This window comes from Kribbella sp. NPDC026596 (assembly GCF_040638415.1).
In the GTDB taxonomy this organism is placed as follows: Bacteria; Actinomycetota; Actinomycetes; order Propionibacteriales; family Kribbellaceae; genus Kribbella.
This window is the reverse complement of record NZ_JBEZYF010000050.1, coordinates 39,677-60,669: the sequence shown is the minus strand read 5'-3', so window position 1 is coordinate 60,669 and position 20,993 is coordinate 39,677. Positions and strand designations below refer to the sequence as shown.

24 protein-coding genes are annotated in these 20,993 nt (G+C 69.3%); 5 read left to right on the top strand and 19 right to left on the bottom strand.

All coding sequences use genetic code 11. The features are described 5' to 3' along the window. The first annotated feature begins 43 nt into the window (after positions 1-43). Both AB0E63_RS32310 and AB0E63_RS32305 read left to right on the top strand, forming a co-directional pair. Positions 44-736, top strand: a complete 693-nt coding sequence (locus AB0E63_RS32310) for a Crp/Fnr family transcriptional regulator (protein ID WP_360374647.1) — start codon at positions 44-46, stop codon at positions 734-736. Further along, entirely contained in the window at positions 648-1,517 is an 870-nt protein-coding gene (locus AB0E63_RS32305) for an NADP-dependent oxidoreductase (RefSeq protein WP_360374645.1), read from the top strand. Before AB0E63_RS32310 ends, AB0E63_RS32305 begins: the two co-directional genes overlap by 89 nt. Positions 1,518-1,521: 4 nt before the next feature. Here AB0E63_RS32305 and AB0E63_RS32300 read toward each other — a convergent pair whose 3' ends face one another. From AB0E63_RS32300 to AB0E63_RS32245, 12 genes are all read right to left on the bottom strand, one after another. Further along, positions 1,522-2,241 carry an FHA domain-containing protein gene (locus AB0E63_RS32300; RefSeq protein WP_360374643.1) on the bottom strand — a complete coding sequence of 240 codons (720 nt, stop codon included), beginning with the start codon at positions 2,239-2,241 and terminating at the stop codon, positions 1,522-1,524. Beyond that, a complete protein-coding gene (locus tag AB0E63_RS32295; RefSeq protein ID WP_360374641.1) occupies positions 2,238-3,515 on the bottom strand; it encodes a VWA domain-containing protein in 1,278 nt (425 codons plus the stop codon). The genes AB0E63_RS32300 and AB0E63_RS32295 overlap by 4 nt, the downstream gene beginning before the upstream one ends. Positions 3,516-3,530: 15 nt before the next feature. Beyond that, a complete protein-coding gene (locus AB0E63_RS32290) occupies positions 3,531-4,586 on the bottom strand; it encodes a PP2C family serine/threonine-protein phosphatase (protein ID WP_360374640.1) in 1,056 nt (351 codons plus the stop codon). Continuing rightward, positions 4,583-6,958, bottom strand: a complete 2,376-nt coding sequence (locus AB0E63_RS32285; protein WP_360374638.1) for a tetratricopeptide repeat protein — start codon at positions 6,956-6,958, stop codon at positions 4,583-4,585. The genes AB0E63_RS32290 and AB0E63_RS32285 overlap by 4 nt, the downstream gene beginning before the upstream one ends. Beyond that, entirely contained in the window at positions 6,955-8,079 is a 1,125-nt protein-coding gene (locus tag AB0E63_RS32280; protein WP_360374636.1) for a hypothetical protein, read from the bottom strand. The genes AB0E63_RS32285 and AB0E63_RS32280 overlap by 4 nt, the downstream gene beginning before the upstream one ends. Positions 8,080-8,083: 4 nt before the next feature. Then, complete coding sequence (locus AB0E63_RS32275; RefSeq protein WP_360374634.1) at positions 8,084-9,040, bottom strand: glutamate ABC transporter substrate-binding protein; 957 nt, start codon at positions 9,038-9,040, stop codon at positions 8,084-8,086. Further along, complete coding sequence (locus tag AB0E63_RS32270) at positions 9,037-10,371, bottom strand: hypothetical protein (protein ID WP_360374632.1); 1,335 nt, start codon at positions 10,369-10,371, stop codon at positions 9,037-9,039. Before AB0E63_RS32270 ends, AB0E63_RS32275 begins: the two co-directional genes overlap by 4 nt. After that, positions 10,368-11,789 carry an AAA family ATPase gene (locus AB0E63_RS32265; protein WP_360374630.1) on the bottom strand — a complete coding sequence of 474 codons (1,422 nt, stop codon included), beginning with the start codon at positions 11,787-11,789 and terminating at the stop codon, positions 10,368-10,370. Before AB0E63_RS32265 ends, AB0E63_RS32270 begins: the two co-directional genes overlap by 4 nt. Further along, positions 11,786-12,358 carry a hypothetical protein gene (locus AB0E63_RS32260; RefSeq protein ID WP_360374628.1) on the bottom strand — a complete coding sequence of 191 codons (573 nt, stop codon included), beginning with the start codon at positions 12,356-12,358 and terminating at the stop codon, positions 11,786-11,788. Before AB0E63_RS32260 ends, AB0E63_RS32265 begins: the two co-directional genes overlap by 4 nt. A 31-nt stretch (positions 12,359-12,389) precedes the next feature. Beyond that, positions 12,390-13,652 carry a toxic anion resistance protein gene (locus tag AB0E63_RS32255; RefSeq protein WP_360374626.1) on the bottom strand — a complete coding sequence of 421 codons (1,263 nt, stop codon included), beginning with the start codon at positions 13,650-13,652 and terminating at the stop codon, positions 12,390-12,392. A gap of 121 nt (positions 13,653-13,773) precedes the next feature. Further along, positions 13,774-14,229 carry a dihydrofolate reductase gene (locus AB0E63_RS32250; RefSeq protein WP_360374624.1) on the bottom strand — a complete coding sequence of 152 codons (456 nt, stop codon included), beginning with the start codon at positions 14,227-14,229 and terminating at the stop codon, positions 13,774-13,776. Continuing rightward, entirely contained in the window at positions 14,226-15,017 is a 792-nt protein-coding gene (locus AB0E63_RS32245) for a thymidylate synthase (RefSeq protein ID WP_360374622.1), read from the bottom strand. The genes AB0E63_RS32250 and AB0E63_RS32245 overlap by 4 nt, the downstream gene beginning before the upstream one ends. A gap of 33 nt (positions 15,018-15,050) precedes the next feature. On the opposite strand from AB0E63_RS32245, the gene AB0E63_RS32240 reads away from it, so the two are divergent. Continuing rightward, positions 15,051-15,701: a peptidyl-tRNA hydrolase gene (locus AB0E63_RS32240; RefSeq protein ID WP_360374621.1), complete on the top strand. Its 651-nt coding sequence runs from the start codon at positions 15,051-15,053 to the stop codon at positions 15,699-15,701. On the opposite strand, the gene AB0E63_RS32235 is transcribed toward AB0E63_RS32240, so the two are convergent. The 4 genes from AB0E63_RS32235 to AB0E63_RS32220 are packed head-to-tail and all read right to left on the bottom strand — an operon-like array spanning position 15,680 to position 17,679. After that, on the bottom strand, positions 15,680-16,270 hold the full coding sequence (locus AB0E63_RS32235) for a dihydrofolate reductase family protein (protein ID WP_360374619.1): 591 nt from the start codon (positions 16,268-16,270) through the stop codon (positions 15,680-15,682). The genes AB0E63_RS32240 and AB0E63_RS32235 overlap by 22 nt on opposite strands. 2 nt (positions 16,271-16,272) lie before the next feature. Continuing rightward, positions 16,273-16,878, bottom strand: a complete 606-nt coding sequence (locus AB0E63_RS32230; protein ID WP_360374617.1) for a dihydrofolate reductase family protein — start codon at positions 16,876-16,878, stop codon at positions 16,273-16,275. 1 nt (position 16,879) lies between these two features. After that, on the bottom strand, positions 16,880-17,350 hold the full coding sequence (locus tag AB0E63_RS32225; RefSeq protein ID WP_360374616.1) for an SRPBCC domain-containing protein: 471 nt from the start codon (positions 17,348-17,350) through the stop codon (positions 16,880-16,882). Then, positions 17,347-17,679: a metalloregulator ArsR/SmtB family transcription factor gene (locus tag AB0E63_RS32220; RefSeq protein ID WP_360374614.1), complete on the bottom strand. Its 333-nt coding sequence runs from the start codon at positions 17,677-17,679 to the stop codon at positions 17,347-17,349. Before AB0E63_RS32220 ends, AB0E63_RS32225 begins: the two co-directional genes overlap by 4 nt. A 124-nt stretch (positions 17,680-17,803) precedes the next feature. On the opposite strand from AB0E63_RS32220, the gene AB0E63_RS32215 reads away from it, so the two are divergent. Then, on the top strand, positions 17,804-18,028 hold the full coding sequence (locus AB0E63_RS32215) for a hypothetical protein (RefSeq protein WP_360374612.1): 225 nt from the start codon (positions 17,804-17,806) through the stop codon (positions 18,026-18,028). Beyond that, on the top strand, positions 18,028-18,549 hold the full coding sequence (locus AB0E63_RS32210) for a Clp protease N-terminal domain-containing protein (RefSeq protein ID WP_360374610.1): 522 nt from the start codon (positions 18,028-18,030) through the stop codon (positions 18,547-18,549). Before AB0E63_RS32215 ends, AB0E63_RS32210 begins: the two co-directional genes overlap by 1 nt. On the opposite strand, the gene AB0E63_RS32205 is transcribed toward AB0E63_RS32210, so the two are convergent. The 3 genes from AB0E63_RS32205 to AB0E63_RS32195 are packed head-to-tail and all read right to left on the bottom strand — an operon-like array spanning position 18,546 to position 20,850. Continuing rightward, positions 18,546-20,051, bottom strand: coding sequence for a multicopper oxidase domain-containing protein (locus AB0E63_RS32205; RefSeq protein WP_360374608.1), 1,506 nt, complete (start codon positions 20,049-20,051; stop codon positions 18,546-18,548). The genes AB0E63_RS32210 and AB0E63_RS32205 overlap by 4 nt on opposite strands. Further along, entirely contained in the window at positions 20,048-20,479 is a 432-nt protein-coding gene (locus tag AB0E63_RS32200; RefSeq protein WP_360374606.1) for a hypothetical protein, read from the bottom strand. The genes AB0E63_RS32205 and AB0E63_RS32200 overlap by 4 nt, the downstream gene beginning before the upstream one ends. Next, the gene (locus AB0E63_RS32195; RefSeq protein ID WP_360374604.1) at positions 20,476-20,850 is read right to left on the bottom strand and encodes a hypothetical protein; all 375 of its coding nucleotides are present in this window, start codon (positions 20,848-20,850) and stop codon (positions 20,476-20,478) included. Before AB0E63_RS32195 ends, AB0E63_RS32200 begins: the two co-directional genes overlap by 4 nt. Between the last annotated feature and the right edge of the window lie 143 nt (positions 20,851-20,993).

Sequence of the window (20,993 nt, the reverse complement as noted above, 5' to 3'; positions counted from 1 at the left end):
CCTTCCGCAATAACCAACGAGTTTGAGCGGGGACAATGGTCAGGTGACCAGCCACTTCGACCGCTTCCTGGCTCGGCTCCCCGAGGTCGATGCCGATCGTGGCCGCGCGCTGTTCCGGCCGGCCCGGGTCGAGCGCGGCGAGTTGCTGGTCCGGGCCGGTGACCGGCCGGAGCGCGTCGGGTTCGTCGAGCGCGGGCTCTTCCGGCTGTACCAGACCGACGCCGCGGGCACCGACCGTACGCTCGCGTTCCGCGCCGAGGGTGAGCTCGTCTGCGCCTACAGCGCGGTGCTGCGCCGGGAGACCTCGCAGGTGACGATCGAGGCGCTCGAGCCCGCCGATCTGATGGTCGCTCCGCGGTCGGCGTACGACGCGATGGTCGCGGCGAGCTCGGGCTGGCGACAACTCGTCGCCAGGCTGACCGAGGCGCTGTACCTGCGCGTCGAGCAGCGGCAGACCGAACTGCTGCTCGCCGACGCGGCCGAGCGGTACCGGCTGTTCCTGGCCGGCCACGAGGACCTCGCCACCCGGCTCACGCAGCGCCACATCGCGTCCTACGTCGGGATCACGCCGGAAGCCCTCAGCCGGATCCGGCGGCGATTGATCTCGATCAACGACCAGCGGCCGGATGCTGCCTACGGTCGGGATCATGACGACGATGCGCGCGATGGCAACCGATCAGGTCGGCCCCGGAGCACGGCTGCGGCCGCACACCCTGCCGGTGAAGGAACCCGCTGACGGCGAGGTCCTGATCAAGGTGATGGCCGCGGCGGTCAACCCCGCCGACCTCGGCATGGTGGCCGGCAACTACCGCTGGTACGACGAACTCCGGCTGCCGCTCGTACCTGGGTACGACGTGGCCGGCGTGGTCGAGGGTGGGGACTGGGTGGCGGGGGCTGCGGTGATCGCGAGTACCGGTCACTCGCGGACGCAGGTTGGTGGGTTCGCCGAGTACGTGACGCTGCCCGCCGCACAGGTGGCGGCGGCGCCCGCGAACCTCGACTGGACCGAGGCGGCCACGCTGCCGCTCGCCGGACTGACCGCGTACCAGGCGCTGGAGCTCCTCGACCTCGCACCGGGCACCACGCTGCTGGTCAACGGGCCGCGCGGTGCGGTCGGCCGGTTCGCTGCTGAGCTCGCCGTCTCGCGCGGAATCACCGTGCTCACCCCGGATCGGGGAGAGGAGCCGGCGCCGGGGTCGGCCGATGCCGCTCTCGACGTGGTCGGTGGTCCGCGAGCTCGTGCGGCGTTTGCAGCGGTGCGCGACGGCGGGAGCTACGTGACGACCGTGCCGGAGTTCTGGGTTCCGGGCGGTCAGTTCACCGCGGACCGGGGCATCGATCCCAGGATCGTCCGTGCCGAGCCCGACGGACGCACGCTGGATCACCTCGCCCGCGCTGCGGCGGCCGGTCACCTCACCGCGACCGTCGCCAAGACCCTCGCGCTGACGGAGGCGGCGGACGCCGTCGACCTGCTCCAGGCCGGAGGCGTCCGCGGCAAACTCGTCCTGGTGCCTTGAAAGATCAGGCCTGGCCGGCTTGTTCTTCCGGGGTGGCCTTGCGGACGACCAGGCGGGTCCAGGCGCCGACGTAGACGCGGTCGTCCGGGTTCAGCTCCTGGCGCTGGCCGGGGATGATCGGGTCCTCGGGGAGCGGTCCGGCCGCGGGAGCGACGTACGTGCCGTTGGAGGACTGCAGGTCCTCGACCCACCAGCGCTGGCCGTCCGTGGTGAGCTGCGCCTGGCGCCGGCTCACGCCGGTGTCGTCGCCGCAGTCGATCTCGGGGGAGATGTTGCGGCTGCGGGACGGGCGCCCGATCAGCACGCTCTTCTCGACCAGCGGGATCACCGCCGGCAGGCCCGGCGACGGACACGGGTCGTCGCTCTGCTGCACGGCGTACCAGTCGGGGTCGACCCAGCGTTCGACCACCCAGTCGGCAACCGCGGTCGGCGCGGGCGGCACCGGCGGTGGAGTGGACAGGTCGAGGGACGAAGCCGCCCGCGGCATGGTGCCGGTGGTGAAGTCGTAGCCGCAGTTCTCACAGAAGAGGGCGTCCGTGGCCGCCGGCTCCGAACAGTTCGGGCACGTCTGGGCCGCGGGTGCGGGTGCCGGCGCCGCGACGGCCGGGGCAGGCACCTGCGCGGCGGCCGGCGCACCCGCCGCGGCGCCGATCGGCAGCCCGCAGACGTCGCAGTAGTCGGTCGAGACGGACGGGTGCCCGCTAGGACAGCTGACTGTCGTCATTTCTTCACCCGGGTGGTCTTGGTGGAGGCCGTGTCGAGCGCCATCTCGTCGGCCTTCTCGACCGTCCGCTTGAGCCGCACCGTACCCGTGTCCTGGTCGTCGATGTCGACGACCTTGCGCAGCCGGGTGGTGGCCTCCTCGTTGCCGGTCTGGGCGGCGAGCTGGACCGCGCGGCCGAGCTTCGTGGTCGCCGTCGCGGTGTCGCCCGCGGCCTTCGCGGCCAGGCCCTCCTGGATCGCCTCGGCCAGCTCGGTCTGCCCGGTGTAGTGCGCGACCTCCGGGCTGATCCGCGTGGTCAGCGCCTCGTCGGCGGACCACAGCGCCTTGACCAGGCCCTGCGCGACCACGTCGTCGCCGAGCACCAGCTGCACCCGGGCGGCGAGCTGCTCCTGCCCGACGCCCTTGGCGGCAAGGCGGATCGCCACGTGGTAGTCGCGGGACTCGTCACCCCACGAGCCGGTCGGGTACGAGCCGGTGAGCGCGTTGATCGCCGTACGTCGGGTGGTCAGGTCCTCGACCGTGGGAGCGACCTGGCGGACGAACAGCACCTCGGCACCCTGCGGCGCCCAGACCCGGAGGTCGGCTTGCGCGACACCGCGGCTCATCGCGTTCTGGATCAGCTTGGAGAACTCGGCCGCCAGCTGGTCCGGGGCCGGGATGATGTCGACCGTACCGAGCAGCGCCTGCGCGATCCGCCGTACCTCGTCGACCTGCCAGGCCACGCCGACACCGCGGCAGTCGCACTGGAACTGACCGGTGACGGCCTGGATGGTCTGGGTCAGCACCTCGGGCGTTTCGTGCTGGTTCTCGCCGTCGGTGAGCAGGATGGCGTGCTTCTGGGTCAGCGACGGCACGGTCGCGAACACCCGCGAGGCGAGCCGCAGCCAGGTGCCCATCGCGGTGCCGCCGTCGGCGTAGAAGCGGGCCACCGCGTCCTTGGCCGCCTGCCGGGTGAACTGGTCCATCCGCACCATCACCGGTTCCGGCGACGGCGGGAACGCCAGCTGGGCACGGTCGTTGCCGGAGATCACCGCGAACCAGACCCCGTCGAGGATCTGGTCGAGCGCGGTCTGCGCGGCGAACGCGGCGGCCCGGACCCCGTCCTTGCCCATCGAGCCCGACGTGTCGACGATGATGATCTCGCCCGCGTCACCGCTGCCGGACTGTCCGGCCGCGCCGGCGCCGCTGCAGTTCACCGTGACGATGGCGTGCACATCGGTTCCGCCGTCGGGCAGGAATTCGTTCTGGTAGACGGAGGCGGTGAAGTCGGCCATCTCGGGTCCCTCTCCTTAGATTCGCGCCAGCGCGACGGTGATGTTGTCCTGACCGCCCTGGGCGTTGGCCCAGTCGACCAGGGCGGACGCGGTGGCTTTGGGCTCGCCACCGTTCGCCGCAGCGGTCTGACGTACGAGGTCGGCCAGCGGTGCCGCCTCGGAGCAGTAGTTCCACAGTCCGTCCGAGCAGACCACGACCCAGCCGGGACCGGTCACGTGGACTGTCGTCGTACGCGGCGTGTGGTCCGGAGCGTCCTTGCCGAGCCAGCGGGTGATCGCGTGTGCGTGCGGACCGGACTCCGCCTCCGCCCGCGAGATGCCGGTCGCGATGAGCTCCGCGGCCCAGGAGTCGTCCACGGTGAGTGCGACAGCCTCGGCGTCGTCCGGGAACCAGTACGCGCGACTGTCCCCGACGTTGCCCGCCACGAGCAGACCGTCTTCCAAGACCGTCGCCACGAACGTGCACGACGCCGGGTTGGGACTGTCCGGACTCGTGTTGTCGATGACAGCGTCATTGGCCGCGTCGGCAGCCGCCTTGAGCCGGGCCACGATCGCACTGCCCCGGGACGACTCGGTGCCCATGCCCAGCGCGTGCCCAGCGGTCAGTACGTCGCGAGCCGCGCGGGCCGCGGCCAGCGAAGCGACATCCGAGTCCAGTGACGAGCTGACGCCGTCGCAGACGACCACTAGCGCCCGGCTGCCCGGCTCAGTGTCCGCAGCGATCGCCATGGCGTCCTCATTGCGGCTGTGCCGGATACCCCGGTCGCACACGCCGGCGACCCACGGCGAGGGCTGCTCGCTGAAGTGATCGCGGACCTTGGCGGCCTTGGTGCCGCAGGTCTCGCAGTAGCCCTCCGCGCCGATCACACCGCCACAGGACTGGCACGGGCCCGCGACCGGACTGGCGCCGGTGTTGATCTCGATCGTCGGCTCGGTGTCCGTGTCCAAGGCAGGTGTGCTGGGCGTGGCGCTGCCCGGGTTGAGCTCGGCGCCGCAGGCCTCGCAGAAGCGATCGGACTCGGAGACCGGCCCCCCGCAGCTGGGGCAGACCGTCTGGGTCGTACTCGTCATCGCAACGTCCATCCTCGAACTTCGTTGGCCTGGTCGACCAGGGCGATCCGTTCCGGCCGGCTCCCGGCCTGGTCGGCCAGCTGCCGGTAGGTGGCCTCGAGCCCGTCCCGCAGGGCCGGCTCGGTGGCCTCCCGGCCGTCGATCCGCAGCTCCTTCTGCGGACCGGACTGCTGGACCTCGGCCAGCGCGGTCCGGAACACGTCCGCGGCCAGGTTGGCCCGGTCGACCGGGTCGATGGTCAGCGACTCGATGCTGTTCATCGCCTGGGCGAGCGCGGGAAGGCCACGGCCCGATCCTGCCAGGAGTCCGGCTCGCTGGCGACGAGCCCGCACGTACGAGCCGCTGGTGCGCGGCACCAGGTCGAGTGCGGCGAGGGCGCCGTCGAGGTCGTTGCGCTGCGTGCGGATGGCGGCCAGACCGAACGCCGACGGGGCGATGTAGTTGGCGTCGGTCCGGGCACAGGTGAGATAGAGGCCCTCGGCAACGTCGAACTCGTTGCTCAGCTCACAGGCGATCCCCAGCGCGAGCTTCGGCGCCAGCTCACCCGGGACCTGGCCATAGACGGCGTTGAAGGCGGACTGCGCGGCAGCCGAGTCGCCACGGGCAAGCGCGACCAGTCCGGCCATCCAGACGGCCCGCCACTCCCACGGGTCCGCCGCGAGCAGGTCGGTCACCGCGGTGTCGACCATCTCGTAGCGGGATTCGCCAACCTCGAGTGCGGCCTCCGCGACCTCCAGCAGGGTCTGCGGAGACTGCTCTGGCGCGTCGACCAGCAACTCTAGCCGCTTGGCGGGGTCCGGCACGCTGACGGTCTTCAGCCAGCCGGCCATCTTGTCGCTGTCGTCCGGCGCGAGCGAAGGCAGCTGCTGCCACGGTGCGGTCGTGTCACCCAGTCCGGATGCCTTGTCACCCGGAGTACCGAACAGCAGCGACGACGCGGAGTGCTGGGCCGCCTTGGTGCCCTGCTTCTCCGCGACGACCTCACGCAGTACGCCGAGAAGCTGCACGCGGAACTCGTCCGCGGTCTGGAACCGGTCCGCCGGGTCCTTCGCGCAGGCCTTGGTCAGCAGGCGGTACACCGAGTCGTACTTCTGGAACAGCGGTACTTCGTTCACCGGCGGCAGCGAGTCGACGTACCGGGACTGGTAGCCCCGGAACTCCATCGCCAGCACGCACAGTGTCCGGCCGAGGGTGTAGATGTCGGAGGCGATCGACGGGCCGACCTCGGCCACCTCGGGGGCCTGGAAGCCGACCGTCCCGTAGATCGCGGAGTCCAGGTCGTCGATCCGCCGGACGCCACCCAGGTCGATCAGCTTGACCGCGTCACCGACCTGGATGATGTTGTCCGGCTTGAAGTCGCAGTACACCAGGCCGAGGTCGTGCAGGTACGAGAAGGCCGGCAGGATCTCCAGGAGGTACGCGATCGCCTGGTCGATCGGCAGCGCGTCGTACTGGCCGTTGTTCGCGGCCATCCGTTGCTTGAGCAACGTCTTCAGCGAGGTGCCGCCGACGTACTCCATCACGATGTAGCCGGCGCCGTCGTGGGTGACGAAGTTGTAGATCTCGACGATCAGCGGGTGCTCGACCCGGGCCAGGAACTGCTGCTCAGCGATCGCGGCCGCGACGGCGTCGGGGTCCTCGGAGTTCAGCAGGCCCTTCAGTACCACCCACCGGTCGGACACATTCTTGTCCCGGGCCAGGTAGATCCAGCCGAAACCACCGTGCGCCAGGCAGCCGGCCACCTGGTACTGACCGCCGACCAGGTCACCCGCTTGCAGCTTCGGCGAGAACGAGAACCGGTTGCGGCACTTCGGGCAGAAGCCCTCGGTCCGGCCTGGCTCACCACCGCGGGAGCGGCCGACCGGGTTGCCGCAGTTCGGGCAATTCCGGCGGTCCTCGGGCACCATCGGGTTGGCCAGGATCGCCTTGCTCGCGTCGATCGCGGGGATCGTCGGTACGTGCGTCAGCCCGGCGCCGAGCCGCGCTCCGCGCAACCGGGTGGACGACGTCCCGAGCTTGCGGGTCAGCTTCGACCCGGCCTGGGCTGCCCGGGCGGAACCGAGTGGTGTCGACGCGAGCCGGTTCGACGCGCGGGACACGGTCGACGGCGTACTGATCGGGTCGGGGTCGCTGGTCACGGCCGGGGCGCCGGAGACGGCCGACGGGCTCGTGGTGCCGTCGGGCGCGGGGGAGCCGCAGACGTCGCAGTACCCGTCGACGAAGGTGCCGGTGCAGCCGGGCTGGTTACAGGCGCCGGTCGATGGGGCAGCCGACGCGGCGGGCGCTGCTGCCGCGGGTGAGCCGCAGACGTCGCAGTACCCGTCCAGGATCGTCCCCGTGCAGCCGGGCTGGGTGCAGGCGGTGGTCGTCATTTCGTCCCTCCTGTGGCTTCCAGGTAGGCCTGGTACGCCGTCACGAGTGCGCCGAGCCGGAGCGTGTCGACCGGCTCCGCCGCGATCACCTGGCGGCCCCGCCGGTACAGCTCCGCGAGATCTTCATTGCCTCGGGCAACACTGTTCGCCTTCACCTGGTACGCGTCCAGCCGGGCGGCCAGCTCGTCCCGGCGTTCGAGTGCGGCGCCGTACGCCGCCTGCGCCTGACCCAGCGCCCGCCGTACGGCGTCCAGCCGGGTCAGGTACTTCTCCAGCTCGGCCGGGGTGTTCGGCACCGGGCCGAGTGCGGTCACATCGGGTACGGCGAGCCGCGGGGCGGGTGTGACCGCGGCGACCGCCTTGTCGGCGAGGGCGCGGACCGCGGTGCCCTGCGCTTCCAGTTCACCGCGCAGGGATCGCGCGCGGGCTACGTCGGCCGCGCGCTCCTTGCGGGTCGCGGCGCCGACGATCAGGTCGCGCTCGGTCCGGGCCGCGTCGATCTCGAGCGGACCGATCAGCCCGCCGATGTCCGCGCCGCGCTTGTTGCGGTCGGTCAGATCGATGACGCGGCGATCGAGGTCGTGGTGCTCGGCGAGCGCCGCGTTGCGGACGGTTGCCGGCTCTTGCTTGACCAGGTCGCTGATCCGCTCGACCTGAGCGCGCAGCTGCCGCAGGTGGGCGGCGAGGTCGGCGTCGCCCGGCTCCAGTGCCAGCTTCGCCCGCAGGCTCGACGCGAGCGCATCCGACAACTTGCATGCCTCAGGCAACGAAACCGCGAGCGACCCGCCGGCGCCGCCGGTGTCCAGGCCGCCCCAGATCAAGGTCGAGATCCGCTCGGTCTCCTTCGTCCCGACCCGCCCGGAGTCCCAGGTCACCAGGATCAACTCGTACCGATCCGACACGGCCTTCCACACCGCCATGCTCAGTACGACGTCCGCACTCAAAGCATCCGCATCCGGCGCGTGCAACGCAGCCTGATCCAACTCGTCGAGCTCAGCCTTCCGCCGATCCCGCCAAGTCCCCAACGCATCAAGGAAGGACAGCAGCTCCGAAGCCGGAACGCTGCTCCCCATCCTCCCCGGCGGCGCCGGAGCACTCGCCGTCGGCGTACGAACGGTCATCGATTCACCGGCCGTACACAGCCGTCGGCGGAGCCTTCAGCTCACCCAGCGCGGGCTTGAGCCACGTGTTGTACGACGTCATCCAGGTGCCGTTCTCCTTCATCTGCGCGAGCACGCCGTTCACGAACTTCACGAAATCCACGTTCTGCTTCGGGATCCCGAGGCCGTACGGCTCCTCGCTGAACCTCTCGTCGAGCACCTTCGCGTACGGGTCCTGCGCGACATCGCCGGCCAGTACCGTGTCGTCACCGCTGATGCCGTCCGCCTTGCCCTGCTGGAACAGCACCAGACAGCCGGTGTCGGTGTCGGCGGTGATCGGCTTGACCGCCGGGTTCGCCTTCTTCAGGTTGTCCAGGCTGGTCGACCCGGCTGGGGCGCAGATCGTCTTGCCGGACAGATCGGCCACCGTCTTCGCCGTGGAGTCGCTCTGCACCAGGGTCTTCTGGCCGGACCGGTAGTACTCGGCGGAGAAGGCGATCTGCTGCCACCGGGCGCAGTTGATGGTCATGTTCCGCGCGACGATATCGACCGAGCCGGCCTGCAGGGTGGGGATCCGCTGCGGGCTGGAGATCACCCGCAGCTCGAGGTGCCCCTTGTCGGTGCCGAAGATCGCCGCCGCGACGGCCTTGACCATGTCGATGTCGAAGCCCCGGATCTGGCCGGTGATCGGGTCCCGCGCTCCGAGGTTGAAGCTGTCCGCGGAGACTCCGGCGATCAGCCGGCCACGGTCCTTGATCTTGGCCATCGTGGTGCCGGCCGGCATCGCTCCAGGGGCGGGCAGCGGCCCGTCGGGCGCGTACGACGCCAACGGGTTTCCGCAGTTGGGCTGGGCGGCCGGCGGTGCCGCCGACGTCACGGTGGGCTGCGGCTTGGCGGGGATCTCGGTGGCGGCGTAGTTGCCGGAGCCGCAGGCGGTCAGCAGCAGGGCGGCCGCGGCGGCGATCGGGATGAGCTTCTTCATCGGTATTCCCCCAGTCGCTGTGACATGCCCCAGGCCACCAGGAGGGCGGCGACGATGCCGATCGGGAGGCCGAGCCAGCCGATCGGCGGGAGGCCGTCGCGGGCGTCGGTCAGTTCGTCGCTGACCGCATCACTCGTGGTCTGCAGCTGGTCGGCCGAGCTCTTGTCGAAGTCGGTGAACTTGTCCACGGAGTCGTTCTGGCTCTGCTCACTGCCGACGGCCAAGGCAACGGCGCCGTCCCAGTCGCCACCGGTGTCTGCCTTGCGGACCTGGCCGTGGACGATCTTGTACGCGGACCAGCGGTCCTGCAGGCCATCCGTCGTACCCGAGGCCTTGCCGAGTTGGTCGTCGACCACCGCGGCGGCGTCGTTGTAGGCCTTGTCGAAGGCGTCGCCCGAACCGCGCGCGATCAAGGTGAGGCTCTCGTTCGACCTGGCGTCGTACGCCGCGATCCGGGCCCGCGACAACGCCAGGGTCTTGGCGTACGCATTGTCGCCCGTGTCGGACGCCTTGCCGGCGGCGCTGGACAGCGCGACCCCGCCGACGATCGTGGTCAGCAGGACGAGCAAGGCGCCGGCCGCGATCGGGACGTTGACGTAGCGGTGGGTACGGCGGGCCAGCCAGCGGAGCGTGATCACGAACACCACCAGCGCGAGCAGCCCGCTCACGACGACCCAGATCGTGCCTTTCCCGACGCCGTCGAACTCGGTGTTGACCCGTTCCTCGTTGGCTTGCACCAACGCCTTCACCAGTGGGAGCGAGTCGTTCTGCAGTACGGCGTTCGCGTCCTTCAGGTACTGCGATCCGATCGGGAGACCCTGCCGGTTGTTCGCGCGGGCCTGCTCGATCAGACCTTCGTACGTGATCAAGGTCTGGTTGAGCGCTCCCAGCGCCTCCTGGTCGGCCGGCTGCGCGGTGGCCGCCTCCGTGATCAATGCAGCGGCGTTGGCCAGCGAGTCGACGAAGTGCTGACGCTGTTCCGGCGGCTCGAGACCGCCGACGAGGAAGGCGTTGGTCGCGTCGGCGTTGGCGCTGACCAGGTTGGTGTGGATCGCCTGGATCCGGACCAGTTGGGCGGTGTTGGCCTCGGCGCGCTCGAGGGCCCCGTCGGACTGACGGAAGCCCTGAGCGGCGGCCAGGCCGAAGATCACGCTCATCGCCGCGGCGACAAGCAGGAAGGCGCGCATCCGGCCTGGAGTGCCTTCGAACCAGGCTGCGACCGCGGTCCGCGGGCTGCGCGTCCGCTTGGCCGGCACCTGCTGCGTGCCGTTGCTGGGTTGCTGCGCCGGTGGCGACCAGGTCGCGGGCGGCGCACTCTGTGTTTGGGTCACGCCTCGTCTCCTTGCTCGGACTGGTCTGGTTCCTCGGACTCCCCTGGCGGCTCGGGCTTGGCCTCGGGTGGCGGCTCGGGGTCGTCGGTCAGGTCTTCCGCGAGGATCTGACGCAGTTGGTCCTTCGTCGGTGCCGTCACGTCGCGGAGCCGCCAGGCGTGCCTGCCGATCGCGGCTTCGAGCGCGTTCCGGGCGAATCGTCCGTTGCCGAACGAGCTGTCCCGCGGCGTCGTGGCCAGGATCTCCCGGAACTTCTCGAGGGCTTCCGGGACCAGCTCGTAGTCGGCGGCCTCGGCGAGGCCGGTGAGGATGTCGGTGAGTTCGTCGTCGGTGTAGTTCTCGAACCCGATCGTGGTCCGGAATCGGCTGGCCAGGCCCGGGTTCGCGGCGATGAACGCCTCCATCGGCTCGGGGTACCCGGCAACGATCACGACCAGGTCGTCGCGCCGGTCCTCCATTTCCTTGACCAGCGTGTCGACGGCTTCGCGCCCGTACTGGTCGGCGCCGTTGTCACCGGAGGTCAGGCTGTACGCCTCGTCGATGAACAGCACCCCGCCGGCCGCGGACGCGACCACGTCGGCGGTCTTCGTCGCGGTCTGGCCGAGATACCCGGCGACCAGTTCGGACCGGTCGACCTCGACGAGCTGTCCCTTCGACAGCAGCCCGAGCGCCTTGTAGATCCCGCTCACCAGCCGCGCCACCGTGGTCTTGCCGGTGCCCGGATTCCCCACGAACACCAGATGCCGCGTGATCGTCGGGCTCTTCAACCCGGCCTCGGTCCGCAGTTTCTCCACCCGCAGTACGGCGACCTGCCGGTGCACTTCGCGCTTTACCCGTGCCAGCCCGGTCAGCTCATCGAGGTCGGCCAGCAACTCCTCAACCGTCTTCGCCGGCTCTGCCTCAACGGCCTCGGCGGCTGCGGCCGGCTCCGCCTGCCCGGCCTCGGCGGCCGACGTCGCCGGGAGCGCCGGCGTTGACCCGGCCTGCACCGGCGTCGCCCCGACCTGAAGAGGCCGGGCGCCCGCCGCCTGCAGTTGGGCGGCCGCAGCAACAGACGCGTTGCCGATGACCCGCATCGTCGGTTCGCCGAGCGTGCAGGCCGCCGACGCCACCTCGGCGAGCGCCTCGGCATAGGCGACCTTCTCGGCCGACCCCTCGGCGATCAGTTCACTCAGCACCGCGGTCGGTGCACCTCGCCAGCGACGACCGCGAACGGCGCTGTCGAAGAAGTCCTGCGTGGTCGCGCCGGGGTTGGCCTTCGCCCAGTCCACGGGCGCGCTGGGAGCGGACTCCGCCAACGCGGCGGCCAGCGAGAGCGCTTCCGTGCGGGCACGGTCCTCCGCGACACCGGCGCGCGCGGCGACGGTCAGCAGCTCGGCGAGCGCCTGCTGCAGTGACTTGCCCCCCTCGCCGCTCATGCCCCTCCTCGTCCAGGTGGTGGTTGCAGTGGTCCGGTGTCCGGTGGTGGTGTCGATTCCGTCGGGCCGAGGGCCAACGCTCCACCGGTCGACCCGGTGCCGAACTTCTCCTGCAGGAATCGGCCGTGGGCGATCAGCGCCGCCGCGTCGGCCCGGTTGACCGCGTCGAACACTTTGTCCATCGTTGCGGCCAAGAGGTCCAACTGGTCGATCAGGATCATCAGCGACGTCTTGCCCCGGTCCACCGGCCGCGTGTCCGCCCACTGCCGTGGCAGCCGCAGATACCCGCCGATCGCCTCCGGCAGGTAGTCGGTCGCCGTCGCCATCACGGAGTACGCCTGGGCGCTGCCACCGAGGTTCCCGAGCCGCGGAATCGTGTCCCGCACGGTCCGGACCACCCGGTTGACCCGTGACGCGACCACGGCCGGTACGGCGCCGTCCGCGACAAGCTGCTCGACCCGAACCAGCGCCGCCAGTAGGTCGTCGGTCGTCGGTGCGCGAGGGGTCGGGGCAGGCTCGGGCTCCGCCTTGCGGCCGGTCAGCCGCGCAAGGAAGTCACCGAATGCCATGCAGTCCCCGTCCCCCAGCCAACGTCCTGCCTCAGCGACCCAGGTCGAGGTCGAGGCTGCCGTGAACGACGCGCTGGTCCTGCTGGGCGACCCGGTCCAGGTAGCTGCGGGACTTGGTCACCTCGGTCTCCAACGTGCCGATGGTGGCGGCCATGTTATCCAGCGCCTCCACCTTGAACGTGTCGATCGCGTCCATGGTCGCGTAGATGTTCGCGAACGCCGCCTGCAGCTGCGGCAGCCCGATCGTCGCCGACGCGGCCTGCTGCTGGATCGCCACCGAGTTGTCCTTCAGCATCTGCGAGGTGCGCTCGATCATGTTGCTGGTGGTCGTGTTCAGCGCGCTGATCTGGTCCAGCACGAGCTTCTGGTTGCTGAGGGCCTGCGCGACGATGACCGCCGTACGCAGCGCCGAGACCGTGGTGGTCGACGCGCGGTCGACGCCCTTGATCAGCTCGATGTTGTTCTTGATCACGATGTCGATGGCCAGGTAGTTCTGGATCGACACGGCCAGCTGGGTGAGCAGGTCTTGGTGCTTCTGCCGGACGTAGAACAGCACGTCCTCGCGGAACGCCTTCGCCTTGTCCGGGTTGGTCACGTCCAGCTCGGCGATCGCCGCGGACAGCCGGGCGTCGAGCCGCTCGGCGACGTACACGTACTGGTTCAGCCGGGTCATCGCGTCCCAGAGGTTCTGCTTCTCCAGGTTCAGCGCGGCGTTGTCCTTGCCGAGCTCGTCCTGGCCGTTGCGCAGCGCGTGCAGGATGCCATCGAGGTGGCTCTGCGCGCTCTGGTACTTGCGGAAGTAGTCCTCGATCTTGTTCCCGAACGGGATCATCCCGAGCAGCTTCTTCGGCCCGGCGGCTTCCTTCGGGTCCAGGTCCTCGACCGTACGGCGAAGGTCGAGCAGGGTCTTGCCAACGGTCGACCCCTCGGACAGGCCGCCCTCCTGCAGCGCCCGTACCGGTGCCTTGAGCAGGCGGTTCGAGCTGTCCGCGGCGGCGCGGATGTCGACGTCGCCCATGCTCCGGACGTCACTGGCCTTGGCCGCGAACTCCGGCGACCGCGGCTCGGCCGCCATCAGGGAGGTCAGGAAGGTGTCCACCTTCGCGTCGAGGGCCGGCAGGGCCGCCGCGTCCACGGCCGGTGCCAGACTCGGAGCGGCCGTCGCGGCGACGGGCTGTGACGGTGGCGGAGCGGTCAGTATCAGTCCCGGAGCCGTCGCGGTCGGCGGCTGCAACGGCGACACCGCCGGCTGCGCGGCCGCTCCCGCACCTGCTGTGTTGTCTGCTTCGGTCATCGTGGTTCCCCTCCGGTGGCCTTCGCGAGGCGTCCCCTCGCCCGCGCGCTGTCACCTCCGTGACGCGCACACAATCTACGCGGTTCCCGGTCGAACTGGTCAGGTCGTTAGCTACTCGTTGTTAGCTGCGGCGGAAGGTGACGAACGTGAACCCGTCGTGCTGGTCGCGGGCGGTTTCGGTCCAGTCGGCCGGGGTGAGTTCGGGGAAGGTGACGTCGCCGGTGGGGGACTGGTCGACCTCGGTGAGTTCGAGGCGGTCGGCGTACGGGAGGGCCTGGCGGTAGATCTCGCCGCCGCCGGCCACGTAGAGGTCACCTTCGTACTTGAGCGCCTCTTCGAGGGTGTGGACGACCTCGACGCCGTCGGCGGACCAGTCCGGCTGGCGGGTGACGACGACCGTACGGCGGCCTGGGAGCGGCCGGCCGATCGAGTCGTAGGTCTTGCGGCCCATCACGAGGGTGTGGCCGAGAGTGAGCTGCTTGAAGTGCTGCAGGTCCTCGCGGATGCGCCAGGGCAGATCGTTGTCCCGCCCGATCACACCGTTCCGCCCGACTGCGGCAACCAGAATGACGGTCATACGGCGATGGGCGCCTTGATCCCGGGGTGCGGGTCGTACCCGACCAGTTCGACGTCGGCGATCTCGTAGGTGTCGATCGAGTCGCGCTTGGCGAGTTGGAGGGTCGGGAGCGGCCGGGGCCCGCGGGTGAGCTGCAGGCGGGCCTGGTCGAGGTGGTTCAGGTACAGGTGGGCGTCGCCGAGCGTGTGCACGAAGTCGCCCACCTCGAGCCCGGTCTGCTGCGCGACCATGTGGGTCAGCAGCGCGTACGACGCGATGTTGAACGGGACCCCGAGGAAGATGTCGGCCGACCGCTGGTACAGCTGGCAGGACAGGCGGCCGTCGGCGACGTAGAACTGGAACATGGTGTGACACGGCGGCAACGCCATGCTGTCCACATCCGCGACGTTCCACGCGCTCACGAGGTGCCGGCGGGAGTCCGGGTTGTTCTTGATCGCCTCGATCACGCCCGCGATCTGGTCGACGTGCCGGCCGTCCGGCGTCGGCCAGGACCGCCACTGGTAGCCGTACACCGGGCCGAGCTCGCCGTCGGCGTCGGCCCACTCGTCCCAGATCGAGATGTTGTTCTCGTGCAGCCACTTGATGTTCGTCGACCCGCTGAGGAACCAGATCAGCTCGCCGATCACCGACCGCAGATGCAGCTTCTTGGTCGTCACCGCCGGGAAACCGTCACGGAGGTCGTAACGCGACTGGTGGCCGAACACGCTCAGCGTGCCCGTCCCGGTCCGGTCGCCCTTCTGCACCCCGTTGTCCAGCACGTGCCGTAGAAGATCCAGGTACTGCTGCATGTGGTCAACCTACAGCCCTGGCAGACTCGCAGCGTGGAACAGGTGCTCACCCTCGTCGTGCGAGTCGAGAAGAACGCGCGGCCCGCGCAGACGGATGCGTTGGAGACGGCGGCGCGGGCGGTGCTGGCGATCCTGGCGGACGAGCGGTCGGCGGATGTGGGGGAGTGGGCCGAGGCGATGCACGCCTGGCAGGACGACCGGATCCGGAAGATCGTGAAACGCGCCCGCGGCATTGAGTGGCGCCGTGCTGAAGGGGTGCCGGGAATCACGATGACCGGGGTGACCGCGGAGGTACGCGTGTTTCCGCCGACACCGGTGGATGCCATCCCCGCGGAGATCGCGAATCTGCAGGTGAGTGGCACCGACTTCGAGGATCCCGAGGAGCTTCCGGCGCTGGAGCCCGGCGTACCGGTGCTGTGGTTGAACCCAGGGCTGGAGATGTCGAGCGGGAAGGCGATGGCGCAGTGTGGTCACGCGGCGCAGCTCGCCTGGTGGGAGTTGTCGGCCGGGGCGCGCAAGGAGTGGGCTGCGGCGGACTTCGCGCTGGCCGTCCGTACGGCGACTCCGGCACGGTGGGCGGAGTTGCTGGCCAGCGGCCTACCCCTTGTCCAGGACGCGGGCTTCACCGAAGTTGAGCCCGGGTCCCGGACCGTGATCGCGGATCATCCTTTGCTCACGCGGTAGTGCAGGTGGGTGACGCGGTCACCCACGACGATCTTCGGGTCGTCCAGCAGGATCTGGTCGCCGGTGTACTCGCCGAAGAAGCGGACTCCGGTGCCGAACACCACCGGGACCAGGTTGTACGCGATCTCGTCGACCAGACCGGCGGCCAGTGCCTGGCCGGTCAGGTTGCCGCCCGTGACCGAGACGTCGTGGTCGCCGGCGTGCTCCTTGGCCTGGGCGATCGCTTCCTCGATGCCGTTGACGAACGTGAACGGCGCGTCGGGGAACGGCCAGTCGGTCGGCGGCTCGTGGGTGACCACGAAGACGTGATCCCCGACCGCGGGTACGCCGTTCCAGCCGTTGGTGATGTCGAACAGGCGCCGGCCGATCACGCACGAGCTGACGTTCGGCCAGGTCGAGTTGATGTAGTCCGCGCTGGCCTGGCTCACGTGGAACGGCCGGTCCTGGTCGGTTCCGTAGATCTCGATCGGCCCGTTGTTGTACCAGTCGAACAGCGGACCGACCCCGTCCTCGGTGTCGGCCACGAACCCGTCGAGCGAGACGACCGCCGTGGCGATGACGTTGCCCATGGCTACTTCTCCTTCACGACCCGATAGGTGAGGTGCTGCGCGGCCGGCGTCGAGACGGACTCGACCAGCTCCAGCCCGACAGCAGGTGCGGCGGTGGCCGGGAACAGTCGCGTCCCGTCGCCCAGTACGACGGTTGCCACGTGCAACCGCAGTACGTCGGCCAGCCCGGACGCGAGCACCTCGTGACAGACCTGACCGCCGCCCATCACGACAACATCCTTGCCCTCGGCAACCGCACGGGCCTGCTCGACGGCGTCCTCGACGGTGCCCACGAACCGGAACCGATCGCCCAGCCGGGTCTTCTCGGGGGCCGAGTGGGTGACCACGAAGATCGGCGGATTCATCTCGCCGGTCGGCTTGGCGCCGTACCCCATCTCCTCGTTCCAGCCGCCGGGACCGTCGATGATGTCGAACAGGTTCCGGCCCTGGATGACCGCGCCGGTCGCCTCGAAGGCCGAGTCCAGGATGGCCTGGTCCGCGTCGGTGCCGTGGAAGACCCAGTCGTGCAAGGCCTCGCCGCCGTCACCGAGCCCGTTGTCGAGACCGACGTTGGGCCCGGTGACGTAGCCGTCCAGCGACACCGAGATGTCGATGACGACCTGGCTCATGTCAGCTCTCCTTCGCGAGCAGCTCGGCCAGGCGGTCCATCGAGTCGTTGATGCCGTTCGCCATGCCGTACTCGATCGACTGGTCGCGGCTCTCGACCGAGGGGAACACCGACTGCTGGTGCAGGCGGACGCCCTTCTCGGTCGGCTCGAGCGTCATCTTCTCCAGGCAGACCTCGCCCGGCGCGCCTTCCCACTCGAAGGTCTGGATGATCACCTTGTCCTGCTCCACGGTGTGGAAGACACCACGGAAGGCGTACTCACCGGAGTCGTCCTTGTGGATGTAGCGGTACGTCCCGCCCGGGCGTACGTCGTACTTCTCGACCGTCGCGTCGAGGTCGCGCGGGCCGAGCCACTGCACGACCAGGTCCTTGTCGGTGACGATCCGGAACAGCTGCGCCGGGGTGGCGTCGAACTCGCGGATCACCTCGACGAACGGGGTGCCGGCGGGGGTGTTGATGGTTGTGCCACTCATCGTTCTTTCTCCCTCTGCAGTAGTGCTTCCATTCGGCGGAAGCGGCGTTCGGTCTCGAGCCGGTACTCGTCGATCCAGCTCGTCAGGGCTTCCAGGGCGGCCGGCACCAGGTGACAGGGACGGCGTTGCCCTTCCCGGGTCCGGGTGATCAGCCCGGCGGCCTCGAGCACCTGGATGTGCCGCGACACCGCCTGCTTGGTGATCGGGAACGGTTCGGCCAGCTCGTTCACGGTGGCCGGCCCGCGGGACAGTCGCGCGATCATCGCCCGCCGGACCGGGTCACCCAGTGCGGTGAAGGCCCGATCGAGCTGGTCGTCATCAACCGTCATCTTTATCAACCATTCCCTTGATCAACCGATACGTTGAATATAGGAAGGCGGCCTGCCTGGTGTCAAGGGGTCTGTTTAAGCAACCTTGGTTGACATTCAAGCGTTGTCAACCTAAGTTGCTTAGATGACCGAGTTGGTGGATCCCGAGGACCCCGCGGCCGGCCTGGCCGCGGTGATGGCGCTGCGCCGGCTGGCCGACCGGCTGGAGGACAGCCAGGTGGAGCAGGCGATGCGGGCCGGCTGGAGCTGGTCCGACGTGGCCGAGGTGCTGGGGGTCACCCGGCAGGCCGTACACAAGAAACACGCCCGGCGGCTGCTCGCCGCCGGCGTCCCCCTGAGGAGGCGTTGATGCCGTCGGATGCGCCCGGACGCGATGAGCTGTCCAAATCTGCAAAGGACATCCGCGCGCTGCTGGTCCGCGGCGCGCGCGAGGAAGCCCGCCGGGACGGATCCCGGACGATCGAGGCCGAGCATGTGCTGCTCGCGCTGGCCGCCACGGAAACGACGTCCGCGGCGCGGATGCTGGCCGAGGCGGGGCTGACCGAGGAGGCGATCCGGGCTGCGCTGACCCGCGAGTGGGAGCACAGCCTGGCCGTCGCCGGGATCGCGATCAAGATCGGCTTGTTGCCGATCGCAACAGCTGATGAGCACCGCGACCCGGACATCGGTGAGTCGACCAAGCTGCTGCTCAAGCGCGCGATGGACGCGCCACCGAAGATCGGCTCCGGCCGGATCGGCCCGACCCGCATCCTGGTCGGCCTCCTCGACACCGAACGCGGCCGCGTCGCCCGCGCCCTCGAGGTGGCCGGCGTCGACCGCGCCGCACTGCGCGCCAAGGCCGCCGAAGCCCTGGTCCAAGGCGTCCGCTAGATCGTTTCGAAGCCGGCCATCATCGCCATGTCCTCGTGTTCGAGGTTGTGGCAGTGGATGAGGTATTTACCCTTGTGGGCGGTGAATCTGACCAGGACGTCGACGACCTCGGCCGGCCGGACGTCGACGGTGTCCTTCCAGCCGGCGTCGTACCCGCCGGGCTTGCCACCGCCGCGGCTGAGCACCTGGAAGGGCGCGAGATGGACGTGCACCGGGTGGTGGACGTCGGTGACGAACGACCAGATCTCGTCCTGATCCAGCTTCACCTGCGCCTGCATCACCGCGGGGTCGAACGGCTTTCCGTTGATCGTCCACCCTTTGTGCTCGCCCGCGTCGCCCCGGCTGAACCGCCACTTCCTCCGGACGACGCCGGCGGGCTTGGGGAGTACGGCGTACGACGAGAGTTTGGCCGGGATGCTGCTCTCGTCGACAGCCTTGCGGGCGACCTTGAAACGCAGGACGTTGGCGTTGTTGTCCAGCTTGTTGACCAGCGTGACCTCATCGCCGGGCTGGTACGGCGAGAAATCCACGATCACGTCGAAGCGCTCGGCCGGGGCGATCACCAAGGTCTTGTGCTCGACCGGTGCGTCCAGCAGTCCACCATCGCTGCCGATCTGGACGAACTTCGCCGGCCCTCTGTCGACCGCGAGCTCATAGCGGCGGGCGTTGCTCGCGTTCAGGATCCGCAACCGATAGCGGACCGCGTCCACCTCGTGCACCGGCCACGGTGCGCCGTTCACCAGCGTGACATCACCGATGACGCCTTCCATGTACTGCGGCTCGACGCCGATGCCGTCCTTGGCCACCGGGTAGAGGAACGCGCCGTTGTCGTCGAACGCGCGGTCCGCGATCACGAGCGGGATCTCCCGATCGCCCGCAGGTAAAGGCAAACGGTCTTCCTCGTCATCACGGATGATGTGTACGCCGAACAGGCCGCGATAGACCTGTGGAGCGGTGTAGTCCATGGTGTGGTCGTGGTACCAGAGCATGGCCGCCCGCTGCGTGTTCGGGTACGTGTACGTGCGACTGCCCGTCTTCACGTCACCACCAGGCATGGCGTGGTGACCGGCGTGGCTCTCGCCCGGTGGCATGAGGAGGTCCAGTGGCCAGCCGTCGCTCGTGGCCGGCGTGTGACCGCCATGCAGGTGTACGACGGTCGACGAGTCGAGCTCGTTGACCTGCTCGATCACAGTGGTCCGCCCACTCCGTAAGTCGAACGTGGGTCCTGGCAGGAGGCCGTCGTACCCCATCACTTCGGTCTTGAGGCCGGGGAGGATCTCCAGCCTCGCCTTGCGCTGTACGACGCGGTAGTAGTCGGCGGCGGCATCAGTGCGGACGGGCTTCTTCACCGGTGGTATGGGCAGCGGGACCTTGAACGGCTCGGGCAATGGCGCCTTGCTGCGGAGGAGTTCACCGGCTTGTGCGGGCTTGGCCTCGCTTCCGCAACTGGTCAGGGTGAGTGCCGCACCAACGGCCAAGAACCCTCGGCGGGACAGGGTCATCGCTTGGCCTCCCGGCGGCTCAGGCGTGCGGTGGGACGGAACGACCAGACGGTCATCCAGATGACGGTGATGACGATCGCCGTACCGAGTGGGACGTGGACCGCGAAGTTCTGCAGGTAGCCGAAGGTGAGCTGGACGAACTCGGCGACGAACAGCACCGCGGTGAGAATGGTCGGCCAGACCCGACCGCCGCCGCCCAGCCAGTAGATCGCCGCGGCGACGAACTGGATCATCGCGACCATCCAGACCGTCGACCCGATCGGGCCGTGGATGTTCATCGCGTCGACGTTGCCGGACAGGAAGTAGCCGGCCAGGATCGGTTGCGCTCCGACGAGTACGGCGTGCAGCAGGAGGGTGATCCGGAGTCCCCAGAGGCTCGCGCGTGGCCGACGTACCTGCGTCTTGATCGGCTCGATGGTGGTCGTCATACCGTCACCTGCACCCTCGTCGGTTGGCGCGCTGTCCAGAACGCGAAGGCGACCGCGGCTGCGATCAGGGCGATGCCTAGTGGGATGTGGATGGCGAGTTGGCGCGAGTACCCCATTGCGACCTGGAGAGCCTCGCCGAGCGTGATGAGCAGTGTCACCGCCGGTGCGATCAGCGGGCCGCCGGACCGCCACCAGATCGTTGCTATGAGCAACTGGATGAGGCCGGTGAAGGTGAGTGCCAGGCCGATCGACTCGTGCAGGCGCATCGCCGGGCCGGAGCCGTTCAGGTACACGCCCGCGAGGATCGGCTGCAGGCAGATCGCGACGGCATGCACGCCGGCGACCACTCTGAGGGCGGTGAGAGTCTTCATGTAGACAGACAATAGTAGTCTGGCTACATGTAGATCAATCAAGTATCCCCCGGACGCGAACCAGGGTCGGTGCGCTCCGGTCCGGCGCCGGGTGCGGCGCCGGGTGCGGTGCCGTGTGCGGTGCCGTGTGCGGTGCCGTGTGC

Bases quoted from the DNA above. Each gene is read 5' to 3' on its own strand.
- AB0E63_RS32305 (WP_360374645.1), top strand. From the start codon at position 648: ATGACGACGATGCGCGCGATGGCAACCGATCAGGTCGGCCCCGGAGCA.
- AB0E63_RS32300 (WP_360374643.1), bottom strand. From the start codon at position 2,241: ATGACGACAGTCAGCTGTCCTAGCGGGCACCCGTCCGTCTCGACCGAC.
- AB0E63_RS32295 (WP_360374641.1), bottom strand. From the start codon at position 3,515: ATGGCCGACTTCACCGCCTCCGTCTACCAGAACGAATTCCTGCCCGAC.
- AB0E63_RS32290 (WP_360374640.1), bottom strand. From the start codon at position 4,586: ATGACGAGTACGACCCAGACGGTCTGCCCCAGCTGCGGGGGGCCGGTC.
- AB0E63_RS32285 (WP_360374638.1), bottom strand. From the start codon at position 6,958: ATGACGACCACCGCCTGCACCCAGCCCGGCTGCACGGGGACGATCCTG.
- AB0E63_RS32280 (WP_360374636.1), bottom strand. From the start codon at position 8,079: ATGACCGTTCGTACGCCGACGGCGAGTGCTCCGGCGCCGCCGGGGAGG.
- AB0E63_RS32275 (WP_360374634.1), bottom strand. From the start codon at position 9,040: ATGAAGAAGCTCATCCCGATCGCCGCCGCGGCCGCCCTGCTGCTGACC.
- AB0E63_RS32265 (WP_360374630.1), bottom strand. From the start codon at position 11,789: ATGAGCGGCGAGGGGGGCAAGTCACTGCAGCAGGCGCTCGCCGAGCTG.
- AB0E63_RS32260 (WP_360374628.1), bottom strand. From the start codon at position 12,358: ATGGCATTCGGTGACTTCCTTGCGCGGCTGACCGGCCGCAAGGCGGAG.
- AB0E63_RS32255 (WP_360374626.1), bottom strand. From the start codon at position 13,652: ATGACCGAAGCAGACAACACAGCAGGTGCGGGAGCGGCCGCGCAGCCG.
- AB0E63_RS32250 (WP_360374624.1), bottom strand. From the start codon at position 14,229: ATGACCGTCATTCTGGTTGCCGCAGTCGGGCGGAACGGTGTGATCGGG.
- AB0E63_RS32245 (WP_360374622.1), bottom strand. From the start codon at position 15,017: ATGCAGCAGTACCTGGATCTTCTACGGCACGTGCTGGACAACGGGGTG.
- AB0E63_RS32235 (WP_360374619.1), bottom strand. From the start codon at position 16,270: ATGGGCAACGTCATCGCCACGGCGGTCGTCTCGCTCGACGGGTTCGTG.
- AB0E63_RS32230 (WP_360374617.1), bottom strand. From the start codon at position 16,878: ATGAGCCAGGTCGTCATCGACATCTCGGTGTCGCTGGACGGCTACGTC.
- AB0E63_RS32225 (WP_360374616.1), bottom strand. From the start codon at position 17,350: ATGAGTGGCACAACCATCAACACCCCCGCCGGCACCCCGTTCGTCGAG.
- AB0E63_RS32220 (WP_360374614.1), bottom strand. From the start codon at position 17,679: ATGACGGTTGATGACGACCAGCTCGATCGGGCCTTCACCGCACTGGGT.
- AB0E63_RS32215 (WP_360374612.1), top strand. From the start codon at position 17,804: ATGACCGAGTTGGTGGATCCCGAGGACCCCGCGGCCGGCCTGGCCGCG.
- AB0E63_RS32210 (WP_360374610.1), top strand. From the start codon at position 18,028: ATGCCGTCGGATGCGCCCGGACGCGATGAGCTGTCCAAATCTGCAAAG.
- AB0E63_RS32205 (WP_360374608.1), bottom strand. From the start codon at position 20,051: ATGACCCTGTCCCGCCGAGGGTTCTTGGCCGTTGGTGCGGCACTCACC.
- AB0E63_RS32200 (WP_360374606.1), bottom strand. From the start codon at position 20,479: ATGACGACCACCATCGAGCCGATCAAGACGCAGGTACGTCGGCCACGC.
- AB0E63_RS32195 (WP_360374604.1), bottom strand. From the start codon at position 20,850: ATGAAGACTCTCACCGCCCTCAGAGTGGTCGCCGGCGTGCATGCCGTC.